This is a genomic window from Curvibacter lanceolatus ATCC 14669 (genome assembly GCF_000381265.1).
GTDB lineage: Bacteria > Pseudomonadota > Gammaproteobacteria > Burkholderiales > Burkholderiaceae_C > Curvibacter > Curvibacter lanceolatus.
The window spans coordinates 44,085-64,006 of the sequence record NZ_KB906259.1 but is presented as its reverse complement, the minus strand read 5'-3'; the positions used below and the strand labels follow the sequence as shown (position 1 = coordinate 64,006).

Here is a 19,922-nt window from a genome sequence, read left to right as displayed (position 1 = left end):
AGGCGACTCAGCGGGGAGTCAAGTGGTGTCGTCCGCCTCAGATGATTCCGGCGCATGAATGAGGAAACCTCCGCCAAAGGCTTCTGCCAAGGAGCGCCGGGCTCGCACGAGCAACTGCCTCACCGTTCGAATGGCCGCGGAGCAGGCCAAGCCAGCAGACACCACGGAGCTGGCTTTGCCAGGCCGTTGGAGTCGTCCCCCTGGGGGGATGACGCCGAAGGCGGCTCAGGGGGGGGGGTCAAGTCAACGCCAGCAGACGAACCAGGTCCGTCCGCACCCGGATGTCCCGGTAATTCACGCTCGACAGAATGCGGTGGTCGCTCACCCGCGTGTCGCGGATGGCGGGCTCCAGCATGGGCATGCCTTCGCGGTTCACCAGCACGGCCACCCGGGGGGTGAGGGTGTTGGCACCCCGGCGCACCACGGTGGCCACCTCGTTGCTGGCCAGCTTCACGAACGAGCCCGGCGGGTAGATGCCCACGGCCTTGATCAGGGAGGCACCGGCCTCATCCACCTTCTTGCGCTCATCGAAATAGGTGGCGTGCATGGCCGCCGAGGGGGCCATGGGGGGACGGGTGGCCCGCGGCGACAGCCGGGCCGCAAAGCCGTCAGCCCGGTGGATCAGCCGGGCGATCTGCTCGGCCGGGCTGCGCCCGCCCAGGGGGCCGGCCATGGCGTCGTGGTGCAGGCGGATGGCCTCCAGCCAGACGTCATCCTGCACACCGCGCTCACGCAGCAGGCTCACCGAACGCTCGGGATGGCTTTCGATGAGGACGCGCTGTTCGGTGGTGGGTGGGTCGTGCTGAAGGGTCAACTGGTCCTGCAGCTCAGTCATGCCGATGTTCATGGTCAGGCAGGCCCGCACCATGGCGGTCTCCAGCTCGGGCGACCAGTTCAGCACATCGCGCGCGGCCAGCGAGCACATGGCGCACACCAGCATGGCGTGGGTGGCGCTGTAGAAGCGGGTTTCGCTGGCGGTCAGGTGGATCAGGGCAAACAGCACCGTGTCGGGGTTGCTGCGCAGCATGCGGCTCAAGTCGCGCTGCAGCTTGTCCAGGCGGAACATGAAGCGCTGGCTGCGCGGGTCGCGCATCATGGCGTTGGCCCGGCTTTGCATGTCCAGCCAGTCGATCGGCGCATCGGGGTCGCTGTACTCGTCGGCCGTCTTCGCAGTGGCGGTCATCAGTTCTGGCGCCATGATCTGGGTGTCGGCGATCTGGCCCAGCGTGGTGTTGTTGTTGTTCACCATCGCATGCATCTGTGCTTCCATCGCGCGGCGGTACTGGCGCACCTCCTGCGGGTCGACGAACAAGGTGCCGTGGGCCGCCAGGGTGTCCAGTGCCTCGCGTTCGGTGAAGATGTAGCCGCGACTGGCCAGCAAGGTCCCGTCGGCATTGTGCAGGCCGAAGGGCAGCGGGCGACCGAGCGGAATGTTGCTGAAGCTGACGGGCGCTAATTTCATGGGTGGCGTCGATTATGTGACAGGATGTCAGCGCTTCAACAGACCTTAACCGGGCATCAGCGGGGCCTTTACCTGCCAGTGACCGACACTGCAGCGGGCGCTTTGATCAGCACATGGCCTTCACTCGCAAAGGTGCTGGTCGACAAACTGGCGCAGCAGGTGCATGACCGGCGAAGGGGTGCGCCCGCGCAGCGTGATCAGGCCAAAGCGTGCCGTCGCCTGCAGCGGTGGTTGCACGGTCAGGGCTACCAGCGCCCCCGATTGCAGATGCGCTTTCGCAGCCGCCTGCACGCCCAGAAAGATCGCATCCGTGTTCAGGGCGGTCTCCACCAGGCTGCTCACGTCTTCACAGTGCAGCGAAGCCAGGTGCTCCGGGTGGGCCTGCGGGCCGTAGCGGTCCACCAGCAGGCGGGCCACCTCATCGCTCAGCGGGGTGGTGGCAATGGGGTAGGCCAGCAATTCCTCAAAGGCCAGGCTGCGGCGCCCAACCAGCGGGTGGCTGGCGCGGCAGATGAAGCCGGCGCGCAGTTCCACCAGCGATTCGATCTGCAGGTCATCGGCCGGTACCACGCGGCGCAGATCGATGACCAGCGCATCCAGTTGGCGCTCGCGCAGCATCTGCAACTGCAGCTCGGTGGGGCCGCGCGAGACGCTGACCCGCACCTGCGGATGCTCGCGTGCCATGTGGCTCAGCAGGGGCGTCATCAGCAAGGCCCCGGGGCCCGAGCCCAGGCCCAGCCGCAGCGAGCCCAACCCACCCTGGGCCAGGCGCTTCAGGTTCTCCTTCAGCTCGTCGGCTTCAAACAACATGCGTCGCCCATGCGTGACCACGACTTCGCCCAAGGGGGTGAGCTCATTGCGCTTGCCCAGGCGGTCGATCAGCCGCGCGTCCAGCGTGCGCTCCAGGGCCTGGATGCTGCGGCTCAGCGCCGACTGGGTCAGGTGCAGTTGCTCGGCGGCCCGGCTGAACGAGCCGGTCTCAGCCAGGCAGATCAGGTGCTGGAGTTGGCGCAGGTCCATGGGGTGTGTATGAGCTGATTGAATGGGTTTCAGGAAAATTATGCATTGGACACATTTTTGAAGCATTTCTAGCATGGGCTCCTCATCTCATCACCTGATGGCAAGGAAATCCCCCATGAAATCGCTTCTTCGTCGTGCGTCCCTGAAAACCGGCCTGGCCCTGGCGGCCCTGACCCTGGCTGGCGGCAGCTGGGCCCAGAGCTTTCCGCAGCGCCCTGTCACGCTGATGGTGCCGTACCCGGCGGGTGGGGTGTCTGATGTGATCGCCCGCACGGTGAACACGGCGCTGGGCAAGCATTTGGGGCAGCCCGTGGTGGTCGAGAACCTGGGCGGGGTCAGCGGCGCGATTGCCGCCCAGAAGACCCTGAGCGCGCCGGCCGACGGTTACCTGCTTTTTCAGGGCTCGCCCAATGAGCTGATCCTGTCGCCACTGGCCAATGCGGCTGTCAAGTTCAAGAGCGAAGACTTCCGCCTGCTGCAGATGATTTCGGTGGCCCCGCTGGCCGTCATTGCCCGCGCCGATCTGCCCGTCAGCAATGGCGACGAACTGGCCGCCTACGCGGCCCGCATGGCGCGCGAGGGGCGCCCTCTCACCTATGCCAGCGTGGGGCCGGGCTCGTTCTACCATTTCATGGGCGAGCACATGTCTCACACCCTGGGCGTGCCCATGACCCATGTGCCTTACAAGGGCGCGGCACCGGCCTTCACCGACCTGATGGGCGGGCAGGTGGACATCTTCATCACCGTGTTCGGCAAGGCCCAGCTCGAGATGGCGCAGCAGGGGCGCCTCAAGTTTGTCGCCACCCTCAGCGAGGAGCGGCTGGAGGGCCTCAAGCAGGTGCCCACGCTGCGCGAGAGCCGGGCGCTGAAAGACTTCAGCTACAAGATCTGGACCGGCTACTTCGTGCGCAAGGACACGCCCGAGCCGGTCGTGCAGGTCTTGTACAAGGCCCTCACCGCCACCCTGTCCGACCCGGCCGTGCGCGCCGGCCTGGAGGCCCAGAGCCAGCAGGTGTCACGCCCCCTGAGCCTGCAGGAGGCCGCCCAGGCCTACACCGACGGCACGGCCCAATTCAGGGCCCTGGCCAAAACCATCCAGCTGCAGCCCCAGTGAGAACCCAGACCATGAGCACCGACATCGCTGATCTGCTGGCCCGGGCCCAGGCCCTGGCCCCCGAGTTCGAGGCCTGGCGCCGCGATATCCACCAACACCCTGAGCTGGGCTTTGAAGAGCACCGCACCAGCGAACGCGTGGCCGAGGCCCTGCAGGGCTGGGGCTACCAGGTCACGCGTGGGCTGGGCGGCACCGGCGTGGTGGGCCAGCTGCGGCGCGGCAGCGGCACGCGCCGGCTGGGCCTGCGCGCCGACATGGATGCCCTGCCCATCACCGAGACCAGCGGTCTGCCGCACGCCAGCCAGCACGCGGGGGTGATGCATGCCTGCGGCCATGACGGCCACACCGCCATGCTGCTGGCCGCGGCCAAGCTGCTGGCCGAGTCGGGCCGGTTTGACGGCACGCTGAACCTGATCTTCCAGCCCGCTGAAGAGGGCCTGGGCGGGGCGGTGCGCATGATGCAGGACGGTCTGTTCGAGCAGTTTCCCTGCGACGCCGTGTTTGCCATGCACAACATGCCGGGTTACCCGCAAGGGCACCTGGCCCTGCGCGAAGGCCCGGCCATGGCCTCGTCCGACTATGTGGAGATCACCCTGCACGGCGTGGGCGGCCATGGCGCCATGCCGCACCGCGCCGCCGACCCGGTGGTGGCCGGCGCCAGCCTGGTGATGGCCTTGCAGACGGTGGTGTCGCGCAACGTCGACCCCTTGGGCATGGCCGTGGTCACGGTGGGGGCCTTCCACGCCGGGCAGGCCAACAACGTGATCCCCGAGACCGCCACCCTGAAACTCAGCGTGCGCGCCCTGGACCGCGAGGTGCGCCGCCTGCTGCGCGAGCGCATCACCGCGCTGGCCCAGGCCCAGGCCGCCAGCTTTGGCTGCACGGCCCAGGTGGACTACCGCGACGGCTATGCCGTGCTGGTCAACACCCCGGCCGAGACCGCGCTGGCCCGAGAGGTGGCGCTGGCGTTGGCCGGGCCCCAGCAGGTCACGCTGCAGGCCCCGGCTTTGCCGGGCAGTGAAGACTTTGCCTTCATGCTCGAAAAAGTGCCGGGCAGCTACCTGCTGATCGGCAATGGCGACGGGCAGGAGGCCGACCACCCCTTTGCCGGCCACTGCGCCTGCATGGTGCACAACCCAGGGTACGACTTCAACGACCGCAACCTGGTGCGGGGGGCGGCCTATTGGAGCCTGCTCGCACAACGCTTTCTGGATTAACCCCGGCAGGGTGGGTAGGTACGGGTGCGGGTTTGGTTACCAACTGATACAGTTGACGACTCTGATATCTGGCCTGCCCGCTGCCCATGTCGCCTTTCCCGCCACGCCCCCCCCATTGGGTGGTGCGCATGAATTACCGCAACCGCGCAGTGTCGTGGCTGGCGGTGATATCGGTGGTCGCATGGCAATGGTGGGCCAGCCCCTGGCCCTGGTTCTGGTGGGTCGGTCTGGGTCTGCAGTTTGTGCTGTACCCGCAGCTGGCCTACCTGTTTGCTCGCCTGTCCGACGACCCCCTGGCCTTCGAGCTGCGCACCATGACCTTCGACTCGCTGGCCATCGGCTTTTGGGTGGCTTGGCTGGGGGCGCCTCTGTGGCTGGCCTATGCCTTGTGCGTCTGTGGGGCCATGAACCTGGCGGCCTTCAAAGGGCCCAGGGGTTTGCTCATTTCGGTGCTGCTGCAGTGCTGCGGAGCGGCCCTGGCGGTGCTCGTGCATGGCTTTCGATTTCAGCCCGATCTGGCGCCTGGGCCGACCGCCTTGTGCATGCTGGCCCTGTCGGGTTACATGATGGCCTTTGCCCATGGTGCCAACGAGCGCACCCGCAAGCTGCATGCGATCCGGATGCGCCTGACCGACAGCGAGCGGGCGCTGCAACGCCAGCTGGCCGAGAACCAGGTCCTGCAGGTGCGCCTGAGCGAGCAGGCGAATCGGGATTCGCTCACCGGCCTGTTCAACCGGCGCTTTCTGGATGCCACGCTGGGCCGTGAGCTGATCCGCTGCCAGCGCGAGGGGCAACCCCTGGCGCTGATCGTGATCGACATCGATCATTTCAAGAAGGTCAATGACAACGCCGGCCACCCGGTGGGTGATGAGGTGTTGCGGCGCGTGGCTTTTCTGTTGAGCCACGAATCGCGGGCCAGCGATGTGGTGTGTCGACACGGCGGCGAGGAGTTCCTGCTGATGTTGCCGAACATGCCTCTCTCGGCCGCCCTGGAGCGTGCCGAGCATTACCGCGAGAGCCTGGCCGGCTCGACCTTGCTGATCGAGGGGCAGCGGCTGCGCATCACGCTGTCGGCCGGGGTGGCCTCCTACCCGGAGCATGGGCAACTGCCGGGTGAGTTGCTGGCCGCTGCTGACAAGGCCTTGTACCTGGCCAAGAGCCGAGGTCGCAACCGGGTTGAGGTGGCGCAGGCCGACCGGTTCGAGCAGCCCACCGTGCCCCTGGAGCCAGCGTGAGCCGGCTCATCAGCGGCGGCTGAACCTGGGGCTGAACCGGGGCCTGAACTGGCCCCGGGGAGTGGGTGGCAGCCTCAGGCCGGGTGCAAGGGCGTGGCCGGGATCAGTTGGCGGATCATCTTCAGACGCATCTCGAACTCAGGCAGCACTCGCTGTTGCAGGGCCTGTAGCGGGCCTTGCCAGCGCGGGGCTTCGGCCCCCGGGGTGTGCTCGATCTGGGCCCAGGCCCAGGCCAGCAGCACCAGGGCCACGGCGCGCAGGTAGTCGTCCGCGCTCAGGCTGGCCAGCATCGGGTCGGCCGCGCAGGCGGCGGCCAGGGTGGTGCTCAGGTAGCGAAGCTCGGCCAGTCGGCGCAGCACTTCGGCATCGAATGGGCGGCTGGCGTCCAGCGTGGCGCGCAGCGACAGCAGCAGGGCGCCCAAGGCCTCGCCACCGTCGGGCAGCACCTTGCGCTGCAGCAGGTCGATGGCCTGGATCTCATTGGTGCCCTCGTAGATCATGGCCACCCGCGAATCCCGCACGATCTGCTCGATGCCCCATTCGCGCACATAGCCATGGCCGCCGAACACCTGCAGGCATTCGCTGGCGCCGTAGAAGGCCTGGTGCGTCCAGGCCGCCTTCAGCACCGGGGTCACCAGGCTGCACCAGCGCTGGGCCTGGGCGCGCTCGGCCGCGTCGGGGTGGTGGCGCGCCGTGTCCAGGGCCAGGCCGGTGCGGTAGGCCAGCAGGCGGCCGCCGTCGATCCAGGCGCGCTGCACATCAAGGATGCGGCGCATGGCCGGGTGCTCGATCAGCAGGTCGGCGCTGTCCTTGTCGCCGCGCGAGGCGGGGCGGGGCCCGGGGGCCCGCATCTGGCGGCGTTCGTGGGCGTAGGCATCGGCCTTCTGCCAGGCGGCGTCGAGCAGGCCGATGCCTTGCAGGGCCACGTGCAGGCGCGCCGCGTTCATCATCACGAACATTGCGTTCAGGCCGGCGCCGGGCTGACCCACCAGCCAGCCGGTGGCGTCTTCAAAACGCATCACGCAGGTGGGGCTGCCATGCAGGCCCATTTTTTCTTCGATGCGGTCGCAGTGGGCACCATTGCGTGTGCCGTCGGGCAGGAACTTGGGCGCCAGGAACAGCGACAGGCCCTTGGGCCCGGCCGGTGCGCCGGGCAGGCGGGCCAGCACCAGGTGCACGATGTTGTCGGTCAGGTCGTGTTCGCCGCCCGAGATGAAGATCTTGCTGCCGTTGATGAGGTGTTCACCGGGCAGGGCACCGCCTTCCACGGGCGTGGACTGGGTGCGCACCAGGCCCAGATCGCTGCCGGCGTGGGGTTCGGTCAGGCACATGGTGGCCAGCCACTCGCCGCTGGCCACCTTGGCCAGGTAGCGTGCCTTGAGTTCGTCCGAGGCGTGGTGCTTGATGCATTCGTAGGCGCCGTGCAGCAGGCCGGGCGCCATGGTCCAGCCGTGGTTGGCGGCGCTCAGCCATTCGTACAGCACGCCCTCCAGCACCCAGGGCAGGCCTTGGCCGCCGTCTTCGGCGGCACCGGCCAGTGCAGGCCAGCCGGCCTGCCAAAAGGCCTGGTAGGCCTCGCGAAAGCCCGGCGGCGTGGTGACGCTCCCGGCCTCCCAGCGGCAGCCGATCTCGTCGCCTTCGCGCGACAGCGGGGCCACCACCTCGCCGACAAACTTGCCGGCTTCGTCCAGCACCTGTTCCATCAAGGCCTGGTCGGCTTCGGTCAGGGCCGACAAGGGGGCCAGTTGCTGCGGCGCCTGCAGCACGTTGAACAGCAAGAAGGCGTTGTCGGCAGGGCGGGGCTGGTAGGAGGAAGACATGGTGCAGAAAAAGAGGGTGGCAGAGACAACAAGGGGCCCGAAGGCCCCGGGTTGGGATCGGTGGATCCGCGGATCAGGATTCGGCGCTGAACCCGATGCGCTTGACCAGGGGGCCCCAGCGCTCGAACTCGTGCTTTTGCGAGCGGCCCATTTCTTCGGCGGTGGAGCCCTGGGCAATCAGGCCGACCAGGGCCAGGCTGTCGATCACGGTCTTGTCCTTGAGCGCGGCGTTGATGGCGGCGTTGGCGGCTGCAATCACCGGGGCCGGGGTCTTGGCCGGGGCGTAGAAGCCGAACCACTCTTCGGTGGTCAGGTCGGCAAAGCCCTGCTCGGCGAAGGTGGCCACATCGGGCAGGAAGGGCGAGCGTTTTTCACCCGAGGTGGCCAGGATGCGCAGCTTGCCGGCCTTGGCGTTGGCGATGAAGTCGCCGCTGGGCGTCAGCATGGCGGCGATCTGACCACCCACCAGGTCGGTCACGCCGGGGATGGAGCCTCGGTAGGGCACGTGGCGCATCTCCACGCCGCTGTTCAGGCCCAGCAGGGCACCCAGGAAGTGGGGCGTGGAGCCGGCGCCCGGCGAGCCATAGCTGGCGTCCTTGGGGTTGGCCTTGGCCCAGGCCAGGAAGTCTTTCAGCGTCTTCACGCTGGCCGGCACCAGCGGGCCCACGGCCAGGCCGTGGTGCATCACGGCGCCGATCGAGACGGGCACGAAGTCCTTCATCTCGTAGTTCATCTTGCTGTAGATGTGCGGGTAGATGGCCAGGGCCGAGAAGGGTGACAGGGCCAGCACCGAGCCGTCGGCGGGCGCGGGCTTGAGCGACTCCAGGGCGATGCGGCCGCCGGCGCCGGGCTTGTTCTCGACCACGGCGGCGTTCTTGCTGAAAGCGCTGCCGGCCACCTTCTCGCCCACGCGGCGGGCCACGCTGTCGCCCGAGCTGCCGGCCGGAAAGCCGTAGAAGATCTTGCACTGTTCGACCAATTGGGCGAAGGCGTTGGGGGCCAGCAGGCCGGTGCTGCCCAGGGCGCCGAGGGCGCTCAGGCCCTGGATGAATTGACGGCGGTTGCTCATGGTGTGTTGTCTCCGTTTTATTTGAATCAGGCTTCAGGGGTGCGCTTCAGCGCGGCGCCATGCGCAGGGCACCGTCCAGGCGGATCACCTCGCCATTGAGGTGGCCGTTGGTGACGATGTGGCAGGCCAGTTGCGCGAACTCTTCGGGCTTGCCCAGGCGCGAGGGGAAGGGGATGGAGGCTGCCAGCGAGGCCTGCACGGGCTCGGGCAACTGCTTCATCAGCGGGGTGGCGAACAGGCCGGGCGCCACGGTGCAGACGCGGATGCCGTGCTGCGCCAGATCGCGCGCCATCGGCAGCGTCATGCCCACCAGGCCGCCCTTGGAGGCGCTGTAGGCCTGCTGGCCCACCTGGCCGTCAAACGCGGCCACCGAGGCGGTGAACATCATCACGCCGCGTTCGCCGTCTTCCAGCGGGCTCAGCTTGGCGCATTGGGCGGCAAACAGGCGGCTGATGTTGTAGGCGCCGATCAGGTTCACCGTCACCACGCGGCTGAAGTCTTCCAGCGGCGCGGCGCTGCCGTCCTTTTGCACCACACGCTTGGCGGTGCCGATGCCGGCGATGTTCATCAGGATGCGGGCCGGGCCATGGGCCTCGGTGGCCCGGTCCAGCGCGGCCTGCACGCTGTCGGTGTTGGTGATGTCGCAGACGCAGGCGATGCCGCCGATGTCGGCCGCCACCTTGGCGGCCAGTTCGGCATTCACGTCGAGCACGGCCACGCGGGCGCCCAGTCGGGCCAGTTCGCGGGCGGTGGCTTCGCCCAGGCCGGATGCGCCGCCGGTGACGAGCGCGGCTTGTCCTTGGATGTCCATGGTCAGTTTCCTTGAGGTTGGAAGATGTGGGGCAGGCTGCCCTCGTGCAGGGCTTGCACCAGGGCGTCGCGGTGCTTGAGCACGGCGCGCTGGTTGATCGAGCCCTTGTCTGTCACTTCGCCGCGGTCGATCGAGGGCGGCTCGGCCAGCAGGGCGGCACGGGCAATGCGGTTGGCGCTGCCGGTGGCGTGGCGGGCCAGCTCGTCGATGATTTGCTGGAACTTCTCCAGCACCGGGGCGCTGCTCAGCACCTCGGCCCAGGGGGCGTTGGCCGGCAGGCCGCTCAGAGCGCGGCAGGCGGGGGTCGGGAAGAGCAGGGCGCCCACCTCCTTGAGGTTGATCCCGGTCAGCACGGCATCCTGCACATAGGGAGCGCCGGCCGCGATGATCTTGGCGCGCAGCGGGCCCACGCTCACAAAGGTGCCGGTGGCCAGCTTGAAGTCTTCGGCGATGCGGCCGTCAAAGCGCAGGCCCAGGTGGATGTCGTCGTCATCGATCCACTGCACGGCGTCGCCGCTGCAGAAGAAGCCTTCGTCGTCGAAGTGGGCGGCCGTCTCTTGCGGTGCGCGCCAGTAGCCCGGCGTGATGTTGGGGCCGCGGTAGCGCACCTCGACCTTGCCGTCGCTGTCCACCAGCTTGAGCTGCAGGCCCGGGGTGGGCACGCCCAGATCGCCCGACTTGACCTGTGGGTTGGTGATGAAGATGGCAAAAGGCCCCGACTCGGTCATGCCCAGGCCCGTGCCCATGACGATGCGCTCGCCGATCTCGGCCTCTTGCACCGCGTGCAGATCGTCCCAGATCGGCTGGGCCAGGGCGGCCCCGGCGTAGAAGAACATGCGCACCCGTGACAGCAGGGTCTTGCGCAGCAGCTCATCGGTCTTCATCGCGTTGGCGATGGCCTCGAAGCCGGTGGGCACGTTGAAGTACACCGTGGGTGCGATCTCGCGCAGGTTGCGCAGGGTCTCACCGATCAGGGTCGGGGTGGGCTTGCCGTCGTCGATGTAAAGCGTGCCGCCGTTGTAGATCGTCAGGCCCACGTTGTGGTTGCCGCCGAAGGTGTGGTTCCAGGGCAGCCAATCGATCAGCACCGGGGGCTGCTCGGGGTCGGCCAGCACGGGCATGGACTGGCGCATCTGCTGCTGGTTGGCGCACCACATGCGGTGGGTGTTGATCACCGCCTTGGGCAGCTTGGTGGAGCCCGAGGTGAACAGGAACTTGGTGATGGTGTCCGGCCCCGTGGCCTGCATGGCCGCGTCCACCGCGTCGGTGGCCTCGGTGGCGATCAGATCGCTCCAGGCGGTGTGGGCCCGGCCCGGCACCTCGCCCGAGACCAGCACCACCTCCACCCGATCCGGCACGGCGGCTGCGATGGCTTTGGCGAAGCGGCTGCCTTCGGTGGCAAACACCAGGCCCGGCGTGAGCGTGTTGATCACATGGCGCAGCTTGTCGTAGTCCTGGCTGACGGTCGAGTACGCCGGGGAGGCTGGCGAGTGCGGGATGCCCGCATACACGCAGCCCAGTGCCAGCAGGGCGTGCTCGAGGCTGTTCTCGCTGAGGATCACCACCGGGTGCTCGGCACTCAGGCCCCGGTTCAGCAGGGCCTGGCCGATGCGCCTTGCCGTCTGCAGTGCCTCGGCATAGCTCACGTGGCGCCAGTCGCCGGTGCGGCCCTGGCTGTCGCGCACGCGCTGGGCCATGAAGGTGCGTTCAGGCTGGGTTTGCGCCCAGTGCAGCAGCCGGTCGGTCATGCGCTCGGCATGGGGCGCCAGCGACTGCTCGGCCTGCAGGTAGCGGGTGCCGGTCTGGCCTTGCTGCAACTGAACCCGGGTGACACCGAATTCCAGGGGGCGGTAGCGGGCCGGGGCCGCTGCTTGGTTTGTCTCGCTCATGTTCTTCTGCTCGCTGGTGGTTGGTGGGGCGGTTGGGCTCAGTCTTTGCGAACCTTGTCGGCGCGGCCTTCGAGGAAGGCGCGCACGCGGTCCTTGGCCTCGGGGGCGCTTTGCGCAATCGCGGCCATCAGCGCCTCGGTGAAGAAGCCCTGGTCGGCCGGCTGCTCGGCAATGCGGGGCAGGGCGTGCATCAGGGCGTAGTTGGTCAGCGGGGCGTTCTGGGCCACGCGCAGGGCCAGTTCCAGGGCCTTGTCGAAGGCCGTGCCTTCGGGCACCAGGTACTGGGCCATGCCGATGCGCTCGCCGTCGGCGGCGTTGTAGACGCGGCCGGTCAGCATCATGTCGGTCATGCGGGCCGCACCGATCAGGCGCGGGATGCGCACCGCACCGCCGCCGCCCACAAAGATGCCGCGCGAGCCTTCGGGCAGGGCGTAGAAGGTGGTCTCGTCGGCCACGCGGATGTGGCAGGCGCTGGCCAGCTCCAGGCCGCCGCCCACCACCGCACCATGCAGGGCCGCGATCACGGGCACGGGGCCATGCTGCACACGCTCCAGGGCGGCATGCCACATGCGCGAGTGGTGCACGCCCTGGCCGGCATCGCGCTCCTTGAGTTCGCTCAGGTCCAGGCCGGCGCAGAAGTGCGGGCCCTGGCCGTCGATGACCGCGGCGCGCACCGTCTCGGGCAGGCCGTCGAAGGCATTGCGGATGGCAATGATCAGCCCGTCATTGAGCGCATTGCGCTTGGCAGGGCGGGTCAGCCGCAACACGGCCACCTGCTGTTCTTCGCCGTGGAATTCGATTTGAAGGTCGGGGTGGGAGGATGTCTGGTTCATGATTGCGTTCCGTTGTTGAATCGATTATGGTTATAAAAAATAACCAATTCAAGCCAACAAAGCCGCTTTGATCTTGGTGAAAACCCTTGTTTCTATCCACCCCAGGAGACCGTCAATGGACTACAAGAACCTGATTGCCATCGATATCCACACCCACGCCGAAGTGAGTTGCTGGAACCCTTTTGACAACTATGGCGAGGAGTACGACCGCGCCGCCGACAAGTACTTCGGCAGCAACCGCCGCCCCACCATCGAAGAGACCGTGGCCTACTACCGCGAGCGCAAGATCGGTCTGGTGATGTTCACGGTGGACAGCGAGTCCAAGCTGGGCCGCAAGCGCATCCCCAACGAAGAGATCGCCGAGGCGGCCAAGGCCAACAGCGACATGATGATGGCCTTCGGCAGCATCGACCCGCACAAGGGCAAGATGGGCGCGCGCGAGGCCGAGAAGCTGATCACCGAACACGGCATCAAAGGCTTCAAGTTCCACCCCACGGTGCAGGGCTACCACCCCTACGACAAGATGGCCTGGCCGATCTACGAGGTGATCAACCACTACAAGCTGCCCGCCATCTTCCACACCGGCCACAGCGGCATCGGCAGCGGCATGCGCTGCGGCGGCGGTCTGCGTCTGGAGTACAGCAACCCCATGCACCTGGACGATGTGGCGATCGACTTCCCCGACATGCAGATCGTCATGGCCCACCCGAGCTTCCCCTGGCAGGATGAAGCCCTGTCGGTGGCCACGCACAAGCCCAACGTCTGGATCGACCTGTCGGGCTGGAGCCCCAAGTACTTTCCGAAGCAGCTGATCCAGTACGCCAACAGCCTGCTCAAAGACCGCATCCTGTTCGGCAGCGACTACCCGCTGATCACGCCCGAGCGCTGGATGAAGGACTTCGAGGTGGCCGGCTTCAAGCCCGAGGTGATGCCCGGCATCCTGAAGGACAACGCGGTGCGCCTGCTCGGCCTGGACCGCCAGGCCGCCTGAGGCCGCGGCCTGGGCCTGCCCTGGGGCAGGCCCTTTCTGTCTTGTGGTGGCCCGGCCTCGCTGTTAATGTCGGAGGCTGGCGTCTCAGCAGGCCCCCAACAGACTAGAAGGAGAACACCATGAGCACCGACTTTGAGCAGATCCACAATTTCTACGAGCGGCTGGTGTTCGAGGAAGTCAGCCACCGCTCCGAGAAATACCCCGAGTTCACCCACGACATGCTGGCCGACGTGGCCTGCGTGGCGCTGAACCGGCTGCCGGCGCGCTACGTGCGCCACGACGTGGACCTGATGTTCTACCTGACTGAAAAAGAGCGCCACGGCATCGAGCAGGCCATGGAAGACGCTCTGAGTTTCGGTTTCCGCTTCGTGGCCGAACGGGCGGCCAAGCGGCAGGCGGGCTGAACGGGTTTTTTGAGCTTCAGCGCAGGTTGTCCAGCGCATTGGCCGCGCCCTGCAGCGCCGGCGACACCGGGCTGGTGATCACCCAGGTGGGCACCTGGCTCATGTAGGCGCTGAAGCGGCCCTTGGCCTCGAAGCGCTGGCGGAAGTCAGAGGCCACAAAGAAATCGAGCAGGCGCGGCACGATGCCGCCGCCGATGTACACGCCGCCGCGGGCCCCCAGGGTCAGGGCCAGGTTGCCGGCCACATCGCCCAGGAAGCGGCAGAACAGGTGCAAGGTGTGCTCGGCGGCCGAGCCGGGTTCGCGCAGGCCGGCTTCGATGATCTGCGGCGCGCCGGCGCTGTCGTCGGCGGGCAGGCCCTGCACCTGGCGCACCGCCTGGTACAGCTCGGGCAGGCCTGTGCCCGACACCACCCGTTCGGCCGACACATGGCCGTGGCGCTGGCGCAGCACCTCGATCACCGCAAATTCGTGGGCGTTCATGGCGCCCACGCTCACGTGGCCCCCTTCGCCCGCCACCGGGGCCCAGGGCCCCTTCGGCCCGGCTGGGACCAGCCCCGACACCCCCAGGCCCGTGCCCGGGCCGATCAAGGCGACGGCAGCACCGGCTGCTGCAGTGCCGCCACCGACGGCGCGCAGGTCTTCAGCAGGCAGGCTGTGCAAGGACAAGGCCAGCGCCGTGAAATCGTTCAGCAACAACAGGCGCTGCAGGCCCAGACCGGCGCGCAGGGCCTCCACCGAGAAGGCCCAGTGGTGGTTGGTCATGCGCACCGCGTCGCCGTTGACCGGGTTGGCGATGCCGAAGGCGGCGCGGGCCGGTTGGGGCAACTGCTGGGTGCTCAGATAGTGCTGCACCGCGGCCAGCAGGCTGGGGTGCTCGGCACAGGGCACCACCTGCACCTGGGTGATGGGGCTGCCGGCCTGATGCTGCCAGCCGAAACGGGCGTTGGTGCCGCCGATGTCGCCCAGCAGGCGGGGAAACTCGGTGGGCAGGGCGGGGGTCTCGGGGGCGCGGGCTTCGTACATGGGGCTTGCGTCTGGGCGGGCTGCGAGGGGGTTGAAGAATATCCTCAGAGAGGGTTGGTAATTTTATTACGTCTTCGCAGGTGCTCGTGTAACTTGTTGGCGGGGTCAGCATGACGGCAGGGCATTACCGGCGATGCCCTTGAGCCTGCCGCCCGTACATTGCGCGTGATAGAGTCCGCGCAAACAACAGAGATCCGGACCCCGGCAGATCAACCCGCGGCCAAAAAGGGCTTCGCCCGGTGCCCGCCGCATTGGAGACAAAGAGATGCAAAAACGTCAATTCTTTCAGCGTGTGGCGCTGTCTGCACTGGCCCTGGCGGCCGCCCAGGCCGGCACGGCCCTGGCGCAGGACGCCGGCAAATTCAAGATCGGGCTGATCCTGCCCATGACCGGGCAATCGGCCTCCACCGGGCGCCAGATCGAGGCGGCGGCACGGCTCTACATGGCGCAGAACGGCGACACCGTGGCCGGCCGCAAGATCGAGCTGATCGTGAAGGACGACACCGGTCTGCCCGACGTGACCAAGCGCATCGCGCAAGAGCTGGTGGTCAATGAGAAGGTCAATGTGCTGGGCGGCTTCGGCCTCACGCCGCTGGCCCTGGCCACCGCGCCCATCGCCACACAGTCCAAGACCCCGATGGTGGTGATGGCGGCTGCCACCTCCAGCATCACCCAGGCCTCGCCCTTCATCGTGCGCTCCAGCTTCACGCTGCCGCAGGTGACGGTGTCCATGGCCGACTGGGCCCCCAAGAACGGCATCAAGAAGGTGGTCACCCTGGTCTCGGACTACGGCCCGGGCATCGATGCCGAGAAGTTCTTCAAGGAACGCTTCACCTTCAATGGTGGTCAGGTGGTGGATGCGCTGCGCGTGCCGCTGCGCAACCCCGACTTCGCCCCCTTCCTGCAGAAGGTGCGCGACGAGAAACCCGATGCGCTGTTTGTCTTCGTGCCCTCGGGGGCCGGCGCCGCGGTGATGAAGCAGTTTCTGGAGCGCGGCATGGACAAGGCCGGCATCCGCCTGATCGCCACCGGCGACGTGACCGATGACGACCAGCTCAACGACATGGGCGATGGCGCCTTGGGCGTGGTCACCTCGCACCATTACTCGGCCGACCACAACTCACCGGTCAACAAGAAGTTTGTCGAAGCCTTCCAGAAGGCCAACCCGGCCATGCGCCCCAACTTCATGGCCGTGGGCGGTTACGACGGCATGCGCGTGATCTACGAGGCCCTCAAGGCCACCCAGGGCAAGGGCGACGGCACGGCACTGCTGGGCGCCATGAAGGGGCAGATCTTCGAGAGCCCGCGTGGCCAGGTCTTCATCGATGCGCAGACGCGCGACATCGTGCAGAACGTGTACCTGCGCAAGGTCGAGAAAAAGAACGGCCAGCTCTACAACGTCGAGTTCGACGTGATCAAGGACGTGAAAGACCCCGGCAAGGCGCGCTGAGCGCCTGCCCATCCGCCCACCTGGGCACCGTGGCCCCGGTCTGCCGGCAGGCGGGGTTTTTGACTGACCACTGAGCACCACCGGGAGGTGAGCCGCCGTGTTGACGATTCTTTTTGACGGCGTGGCCTACGGCATGCTGTTGTTTGTGCTGGCCGTGGGCCTGGCCGTGACCCTGGGGCTGATGAACTTCATCAACCTGGCCCATGGCGCCTTTGCCATGGCGGGCGGCTACATCACCGTGATGGCGATGCAGCGCCTGGGCCTGCCATTTCTGGCCTGCCTGCCGCTGGCCTTTGTGGGCGCCGGGCTGATGGGGGCCTTGCTGGAGCGCACCTTGTACCGGCCCATGTACAGCAAGCCGCACCTGGACCAGGTGCTGTTCTCCATTGGCCTGGCCTTCATGGCGGTGGCCGGGGTGGACTACTTTGCCGGCTCCAGCCAGCAGAACGTGCAACTGCCCGAATGGCTGCGCGGCCGCACCGAGCTGGGCGAGGGCCTGCTGCAGCTGGGCATGGGCCACTACCGCCTGTTCATCATCGCGGTGTGTGCAGCGCTCACGGTGGTGCTGCAGCTGGTGCTCACACGCACCCGCTTCGGCAGCCGGCTGCGCGCCGCGGTGGACGACCCGCGTGTGGCCGCCGGCCTGGGCATCAATGTGAACCAGATCTTTCTGCTCACCTTTGCCGTGGGCTCGGGCCTGGCCGGGCTGGGTGGCGCGCTGGGGGCCGAGGTGCTGGGGCTGGACCCGACCTTCCCGCTCAAGTACATGATTTATTTCCTGATCGTGGTCTCGGTGGGGGGGACCTCGTCGATCACCGGGCCCTTGCTGGCCGCGCTGCTGCTGGGCGTGGCCGATGTGGCGGGCAAGTACTTCATCCCCAAGCTGGGCGCCTTCATCGTCTACACGCTCATGATCATGATTCTTCTGTGGCGCCCGCAGGGGCTGTTCACGCGCCGGGGGGGCCGCTGATGTCCAGCCCCAAGCCTTCTCTGACACCCGCTCTCGACATGTCATCTGCGCTGCTGCGCCGCTCGCGGCCCCGGGCCTGGGAGTTCGTGGTCTGGGCCGCAGCCCTGGCCGCGCCCGCCGTGCTGCCCTCGCACGCGCTGATGATCAACGAGATCGCCATCGTGGCCTTGTTTGCCATGTCGCTGGACCTGATCCTGGGCTACACCGGCATCGTCTCGCTGGGCCATGCGGCCTTCTTCGGCTTTGGCGCCTACTCGGCGGCCCTGTTTGCCAAACTGGTCATGCCCGACCCCACGCTGGGCCTGCTGGTGGCCACGGTACTGTGCACCGCGCTGGGGGCGCTGTGCAGCGTCACCATCCTGCGCGGCACTGATCTGACCCGGCTGATGGTGACCCTGGGCACCGCGCTGATCCTGCTGGAGCTGGCCAACAAGCTCGACTGGCTGACCGGGGGCGCCGACGGCCTGCAGGGCGTGATCATGGGCCCGGTGCTGGGTTACTTCGAGTTCGACCTGACAGGCCAGGTTGCGGCCTGGTACTCGCTGGGCGTGGCCCTGGGGCTGTTCGTGCTGATGCGGCGCCTGGTGCATTCGCCCTTGGGCGCCACCTTGATGGCGATCCGCGACAACCGCCTGCGCGCCATGGCCATCGGCATCCCGGTGGTGCAGCGCCTGGTGCTGATCTACGCCGTGGCCGCCGGGGTGGCCGGCGCGGCCGGGGCTTTGCTGGCGCAGACCACGGGCTTTGCCTCGCTCGATGTGCTGGCCTTCGACCGCTCGGCTGATGTGTTGCTGATGCTGGTGATCGGCGGGGTGGGTTGGCTGTACGGCGGCATCGTCGGGGCCATCGTCTTCAAGCTGCTGCAAGACAGCCTGTCGGCCATCACGCCGCAGTACTGGATGTTCTGGATCGGCCTGTTGCTGGTGTTGCTGGTGCTGGTGGGGCGCGAGCGCCTGCTGCGCCCCTGGACCTGGTTCGGCCGCAGCCATCCGCCAGGGGGCCCGCAATGAGCGCCGCCTACTACGAAGCCATTGCCGAGAGCACCCGGGCCGAAGCGCCGGTGGTGCTGGAGACGCGCTCGCTGGTGATGCGCTTTGGCGGCATCACCGCCACCAACCAGGTGTCGCTGCAGCTGCGCCAGGGGGCCCGCCATGCACTGATCGGCCCCAATGGCGCTGGCAAAACCACCTTGATCAACCAGCTCACCGGCGTGCTGGCCCCGTCCGAGGGCAGTGTGTGGCTGGACGGGCAGGACATCACCACGCTGGCGCCCCACCTGCGGGTGCAGCGCGGCCTGGTGCGCACCTTCCAGATCAACCAGTTGTTCGACAGCATGAGCCCCTTGCAGACGCTGAGCCTGGTGGTGTCGCAGCACCGCGGCCAGGGCGGCCGCTGGTGGCAGGCCCTGGGCCGTGACCGCGCCGTGGTCGAGCGCGCCGAGCAGTTGCTGGAGCAGTTTCACCTGAGCGATGTGGCCCACCAGCCCACGCGGGTGCTTGCCTACGGCAAGCGCCGCCTGCTGGAGATGGCGATCGCCCTGGCCTGTGAGCCCCGCGTGCTGCTGCTGGACGAGCCTGTGGCCGGCGTGCCGGCGGGGGAGCGCGACGAACTGCTGCAGACCGTGGCGGCCTTGCCGGCCGATGTCTCGGTGCTGCTGATCGAGCACGACATGGACCTGGTGTTCAGCTTTGCCCGCCGCATGACGGTGCTGGTCAATGGCACGGTGCTGACCGAGGGCGAGCCCGAAGCGATTGCGAACGATCCCCAGGTCAAGGCCGTGTACCTGGGCCACGGAGACGCCCATGGCTGAGTTGCTGAACGTCGAGAACCTGAGCGCCGGCTATGGCGAGGCGGTGGTGCTGCACGAGGTGTCGCTGCGCCTGGACGAGGGCCAGACCCTGGCCCTGCTGGGGCGCAACGGCACCGGCAAGACCACCTTCATGAACACCCTGGCGGGCGCCACACGCCAGCATGCGGGGCGCATCACCCTGGGCGGCCAGGTCCTGAACCGGCTCAAGCCCCATGAGCGGGCCGCCGCCGGCATCGGCTGGGTGCCGCAAGAGCGCAACATCTTCAAGTCGCTCACGGTGCACGAAAACCTCACGGCCGTGGCACGCCCCGGCCCCTGGACACCCGAGCGCGCCTACCAGATGTTCCCGCGCCTGGCCGAGCGCCAGGGCAACCTGGGCACCCAGCTCTCGGGCGGCGAGCAGCAGATGCTGGCCGTGGCCCGCGCCCTGGTGCTGAACCCGCGGCTGCTGCTGCTCGACGAACCGCTGGAGGGCCTGGCCCCCATCATCGTGGAGGAGTTGTTGCGCGCCATCCGCGCCATCACCCGCGACGAAGGCCTGAGCGCCATCATCGTCGAGCAGCACCCGCAGGCCATTTTGGCGATCTCGGATGTGGCAGTGGTGCTGGACCATGGCACCGTGGTGCACCGCGACAGCGCCCAGGCCCTGAGCGACAGGCCTGATCTGCTCGATCAGTTGTTGGGTGTGGCGCGGCGCTGACAGAGTGGGCGGCCGGAGGCTGCGCATTTCTACACTTTACGGCCGATGAGCGGTGCATTTCCGCGGACGGGTCGTATCATGCCCACAGCGTTTCAACCGAGGG

General features: G+C 67.5%; 18 protein-coding genes. 10 read left to right on the top strand and 8 right to left on the bottom strand.

Annotated features, from left to right (window positions below; genetic code table 11):
• Positions 1–238: 238 nt before the first annotated feature.
• Both F624_RS0113925 and F624_RS0113920 read right to left on the bottom strand, forming a co-directional pair.
• On the bottom strand, positions 239–1,462 hold the full coding sequence (locus F624_RS0113925; protein ID WP_019574926.1) for an HD-GYP domain-containing protein: 1,224 nt from the start codon (positions 1,460–1,462) through the stop codon (positions 239–241).
• 120 nt (positions 1,463–1,582) lie between these two features.
• Complete coding sequence (locus tag F624_RS0113920; RefSeq protein WP_019574925.1) at positions 1,583–2,482, bottom strand: LysR family transcriptional regulator; 900 nt, start codon at positions 2,480–2,482, stop codon at positions 1,583–1,585.
• A gap of 115 nt (positions 2,483–2,597) precedes the next feature.
• Here F624_RS0113920 and F624_RS0113915 point away from each other — a divergent pair, with 115 nt between their 5' ends.
• The 3 genes from F624_RS0113915 to F624_RS0113905 all read left to right on the top strand — a co-directional run bounded on the left by F624_RS0113915 (position 2,598) and on the right by F624_RS0113905 (position 6,048).
• Complete coding sequence (locus tag F624_RS0113915) at positions 2,598–3,596, top strand: tripartite tricarboxylate transporter substrate binding protein (protein WP_019574924.1); 999 nt, start codon at positions 2,598–2,600, stop codon at positions 3,594–3,596.
• 11 nt (positions 3,597–3,607) lie between these two features.
• Positions 3,608–4,813, top strand: coding sequence for a M20 aminoacylase family protein (locus F624_RS0113910; RefSeq protein ID WP_031255007.1), 1,206 nt, complete (start codon positions 3,608–3,610; stop codon positions 4,811–4,813).
• Between the two features lie 128 nt (positions 4,814–4,941).
• Positions 4,942–6,048: a sensor domain-containing diguanylate cyclase gene (locus F624_RS0113905; RefSeq protein ID WP_019574922.1), complete on the top strand. Its 1,107-nt coding sequence runs from the start codon at positions 4,942–4,944 to the stop codon at positions 6,046–6,048.
• Between the two features lie 74 nt (positions 6,049–6,122).
• Here F624_RS0113905 and F624_RS0113900 read toward each other — a convergent pair whose 3' ends face one another.
• From F624_RS0113900 to F624_RS0113880, 5 genes are all read right to left on the bottom strand, one after another.
• Positions 6,123–7,868, bottom strand: a complete 1,746-nt coding sequence (locus F624_RS0113900; RefSeq protein ID WP_019574921.1) for an acyl-CoA dehydrogenase family protein — start codon at positions 7,866–7,868, stop codon at positions 6,123–6,125.
• 73 nt (positions 7,869–7,941) lie between these two features.
• Positions 7,942–8,937 (bottom strand): Bug family tripartite tricarboxylate transporter substrate binding protein, encoded by a 996-nt coding sequence (locus F624_RS0113895; protein ID WP_019574920.1) that lies wholly within the window; start codon positions 8,935–8,937, stop codon positions 7,942–7,944.
• A 46-nt stretch (positions 8,938–8,983) separates the two neighbouring features.
• Positions 8,984–9,748 (bottom strand): SDR family NAD(P)-dependent oxidoreductase, encoded by a 765-nt coding sequence (locus F624_RS0113890; protein WP_019574919.1) that lies wholly within the window; start codon positions 9,746–9,748, stop codon positions 8,984–8,986.
• Positions 9,749–9,750: 2 nt separating this feature from the next.
• Positions 9,751–11,637, bottom strand: a complete 1,887-nt coding sequence (locus tag F624_RS0113885; RefSeq protein ID WP_031255004.1) for a feruloyl-CoA synthase — start codon at positions 11,635–11,637, stop codon at positions 9,751–9,753.
• A 38-nt stretch (positions 11,638–11,675) separates the two neighbouring features.
• Positions 11,676–12,470 carry a crotonase/enoyl-CoA hydratase family protein gene (locus F624_RS0113880; RefSeq protein ID WP_019574917.1) on the bottom strand — a complete coding sequence of 265 codons (795 nt, stop codon included), beginning with the start codon at positions 12,468–12,470 and terminating at the stop codon, positions 11,676–11,678.
• Between the two features lie 115 nt (positions 12,471–12,585).
• Here F624_RS0113880 and F624_RS0113875 point away from each other — a divergent pair, with 115 nt between their 5' ends.
• Together F624_RS0113875 and F624_RS0113870 are read left to right on the top strand one after the other, a co-directional pair.
• Positions 12,586–13,461 carry a 4-hydroxyphenyl-beta-ketoacyl-CoA hydrolase gene (locus F624_RS0113875; RefSeq protein ID WP_019574916.1) on the top strand — a complete coding sequence of 292 codons (876 nt, stop codon included), beginning with the start codon at positions 12,586–12,588 and terminating at the stop codon, positions 13,459–13,461.
• A gap of 119 nt (positions 13,462–13,580) precedes the next feature.
• Entirely contained in the window at positions 13,581–13,865 is a 285-nt protein-coding gene (locus tag F624_RS0113870) for a late competence development ComFB family protein (protein ID WP_019574915.1), read from the top strand.
• Between the two features lie 16 nt (positions 13,866–13,881).
• Here the strand turns inward: F624_RS0113870 and F624_RS0113865 are convergent, their stop codons facing one another.
• Positions 13,882–14,889, bottom strand: coding sequence for a glucokinase (locus tag F624_RS0113865; RefSeq protein WP_019574914.1), 1,008 nt, complete (start codon positions 14,887–14,889; stop codon positions 13,882–13,884).
• 265 nt (positions 14,890–15,154) lie between these two features.
• On the opposite strand from F624_RS0113865, the gene F624_RS0113860 reads away from it, so the two are divergent.
• The 5 genes from F624_RS0113860 to F624_RS0113840 all read left to right on the top strand — a co-directional run bounded on the left by F624_RS0113860 (position 15,155) and on the right by F624_RS0113840 (position 19,819).
• Positions 15,155–16,339, top strand: a complete 1,185-nt coding sequence (locus F624_RS0113860) for an ABC transporter substrate-binding protein (protein ID WP_019574913.1) — start codon at positions 15,155–15,157, stop codon at positions 16,337–16,339.
• Between the two features lie 97 nt (positions 16,340–16,436).
• Complete coding sequence (locus tag F624_RS0113855; protein ID WP_019574912.1) at positions 16,437–17,309, top strand: branched-chain amino acid ABC transporter permease; 873 nt, start codon at positions 16,437–16,439, stop codon at positions 17,307–17,309.
• Between the two features lie 38 nt (positions 17,310–17,347).
• Positions 17,348–18,319: a branched-chain amino acid ABC transporter permease gene (locus F624_RS0113850; RefSeq protein WP_019574911.1), complete on the top strand. Its 972-nt coding sequence runs from the start codon at positions 17,348–17,350 to the stop codon at positions 18,317–18,319.
• Positions 18,316–19,119 carry an ABC transporter ATP-binding protein gene (locus F624_RS0113845; protein ID WP_019574910.1) on the top strand — a complete coding sequence of 268 codons (804 nt, stop codon included), beginning with the start codon at positions 18,316–18,318 and terminating at the stop codon, positions 19,117–19,119. The genes F624_RS0113850 and F624_RS0113845 overlap by 4 nt, the downstream gene beginning before the upstream one ends.
• On the top strand, positions 19,112–19,819 hold the full coding sequence (locus F624_RS0113840; protein WP_019574909.1) for an ABC transporter ATP-binding protein: 708 nt from the start codon (positions 19,112–19,114) through the stop codon (positions 19,817–19,819). Before F624_RS0113845 ends, F624_RS0113840 begins: the two co-directional genes overlap by 8 nt.
• Positions 19,820–19,922 lie beyond the last annotated feature (103 nt).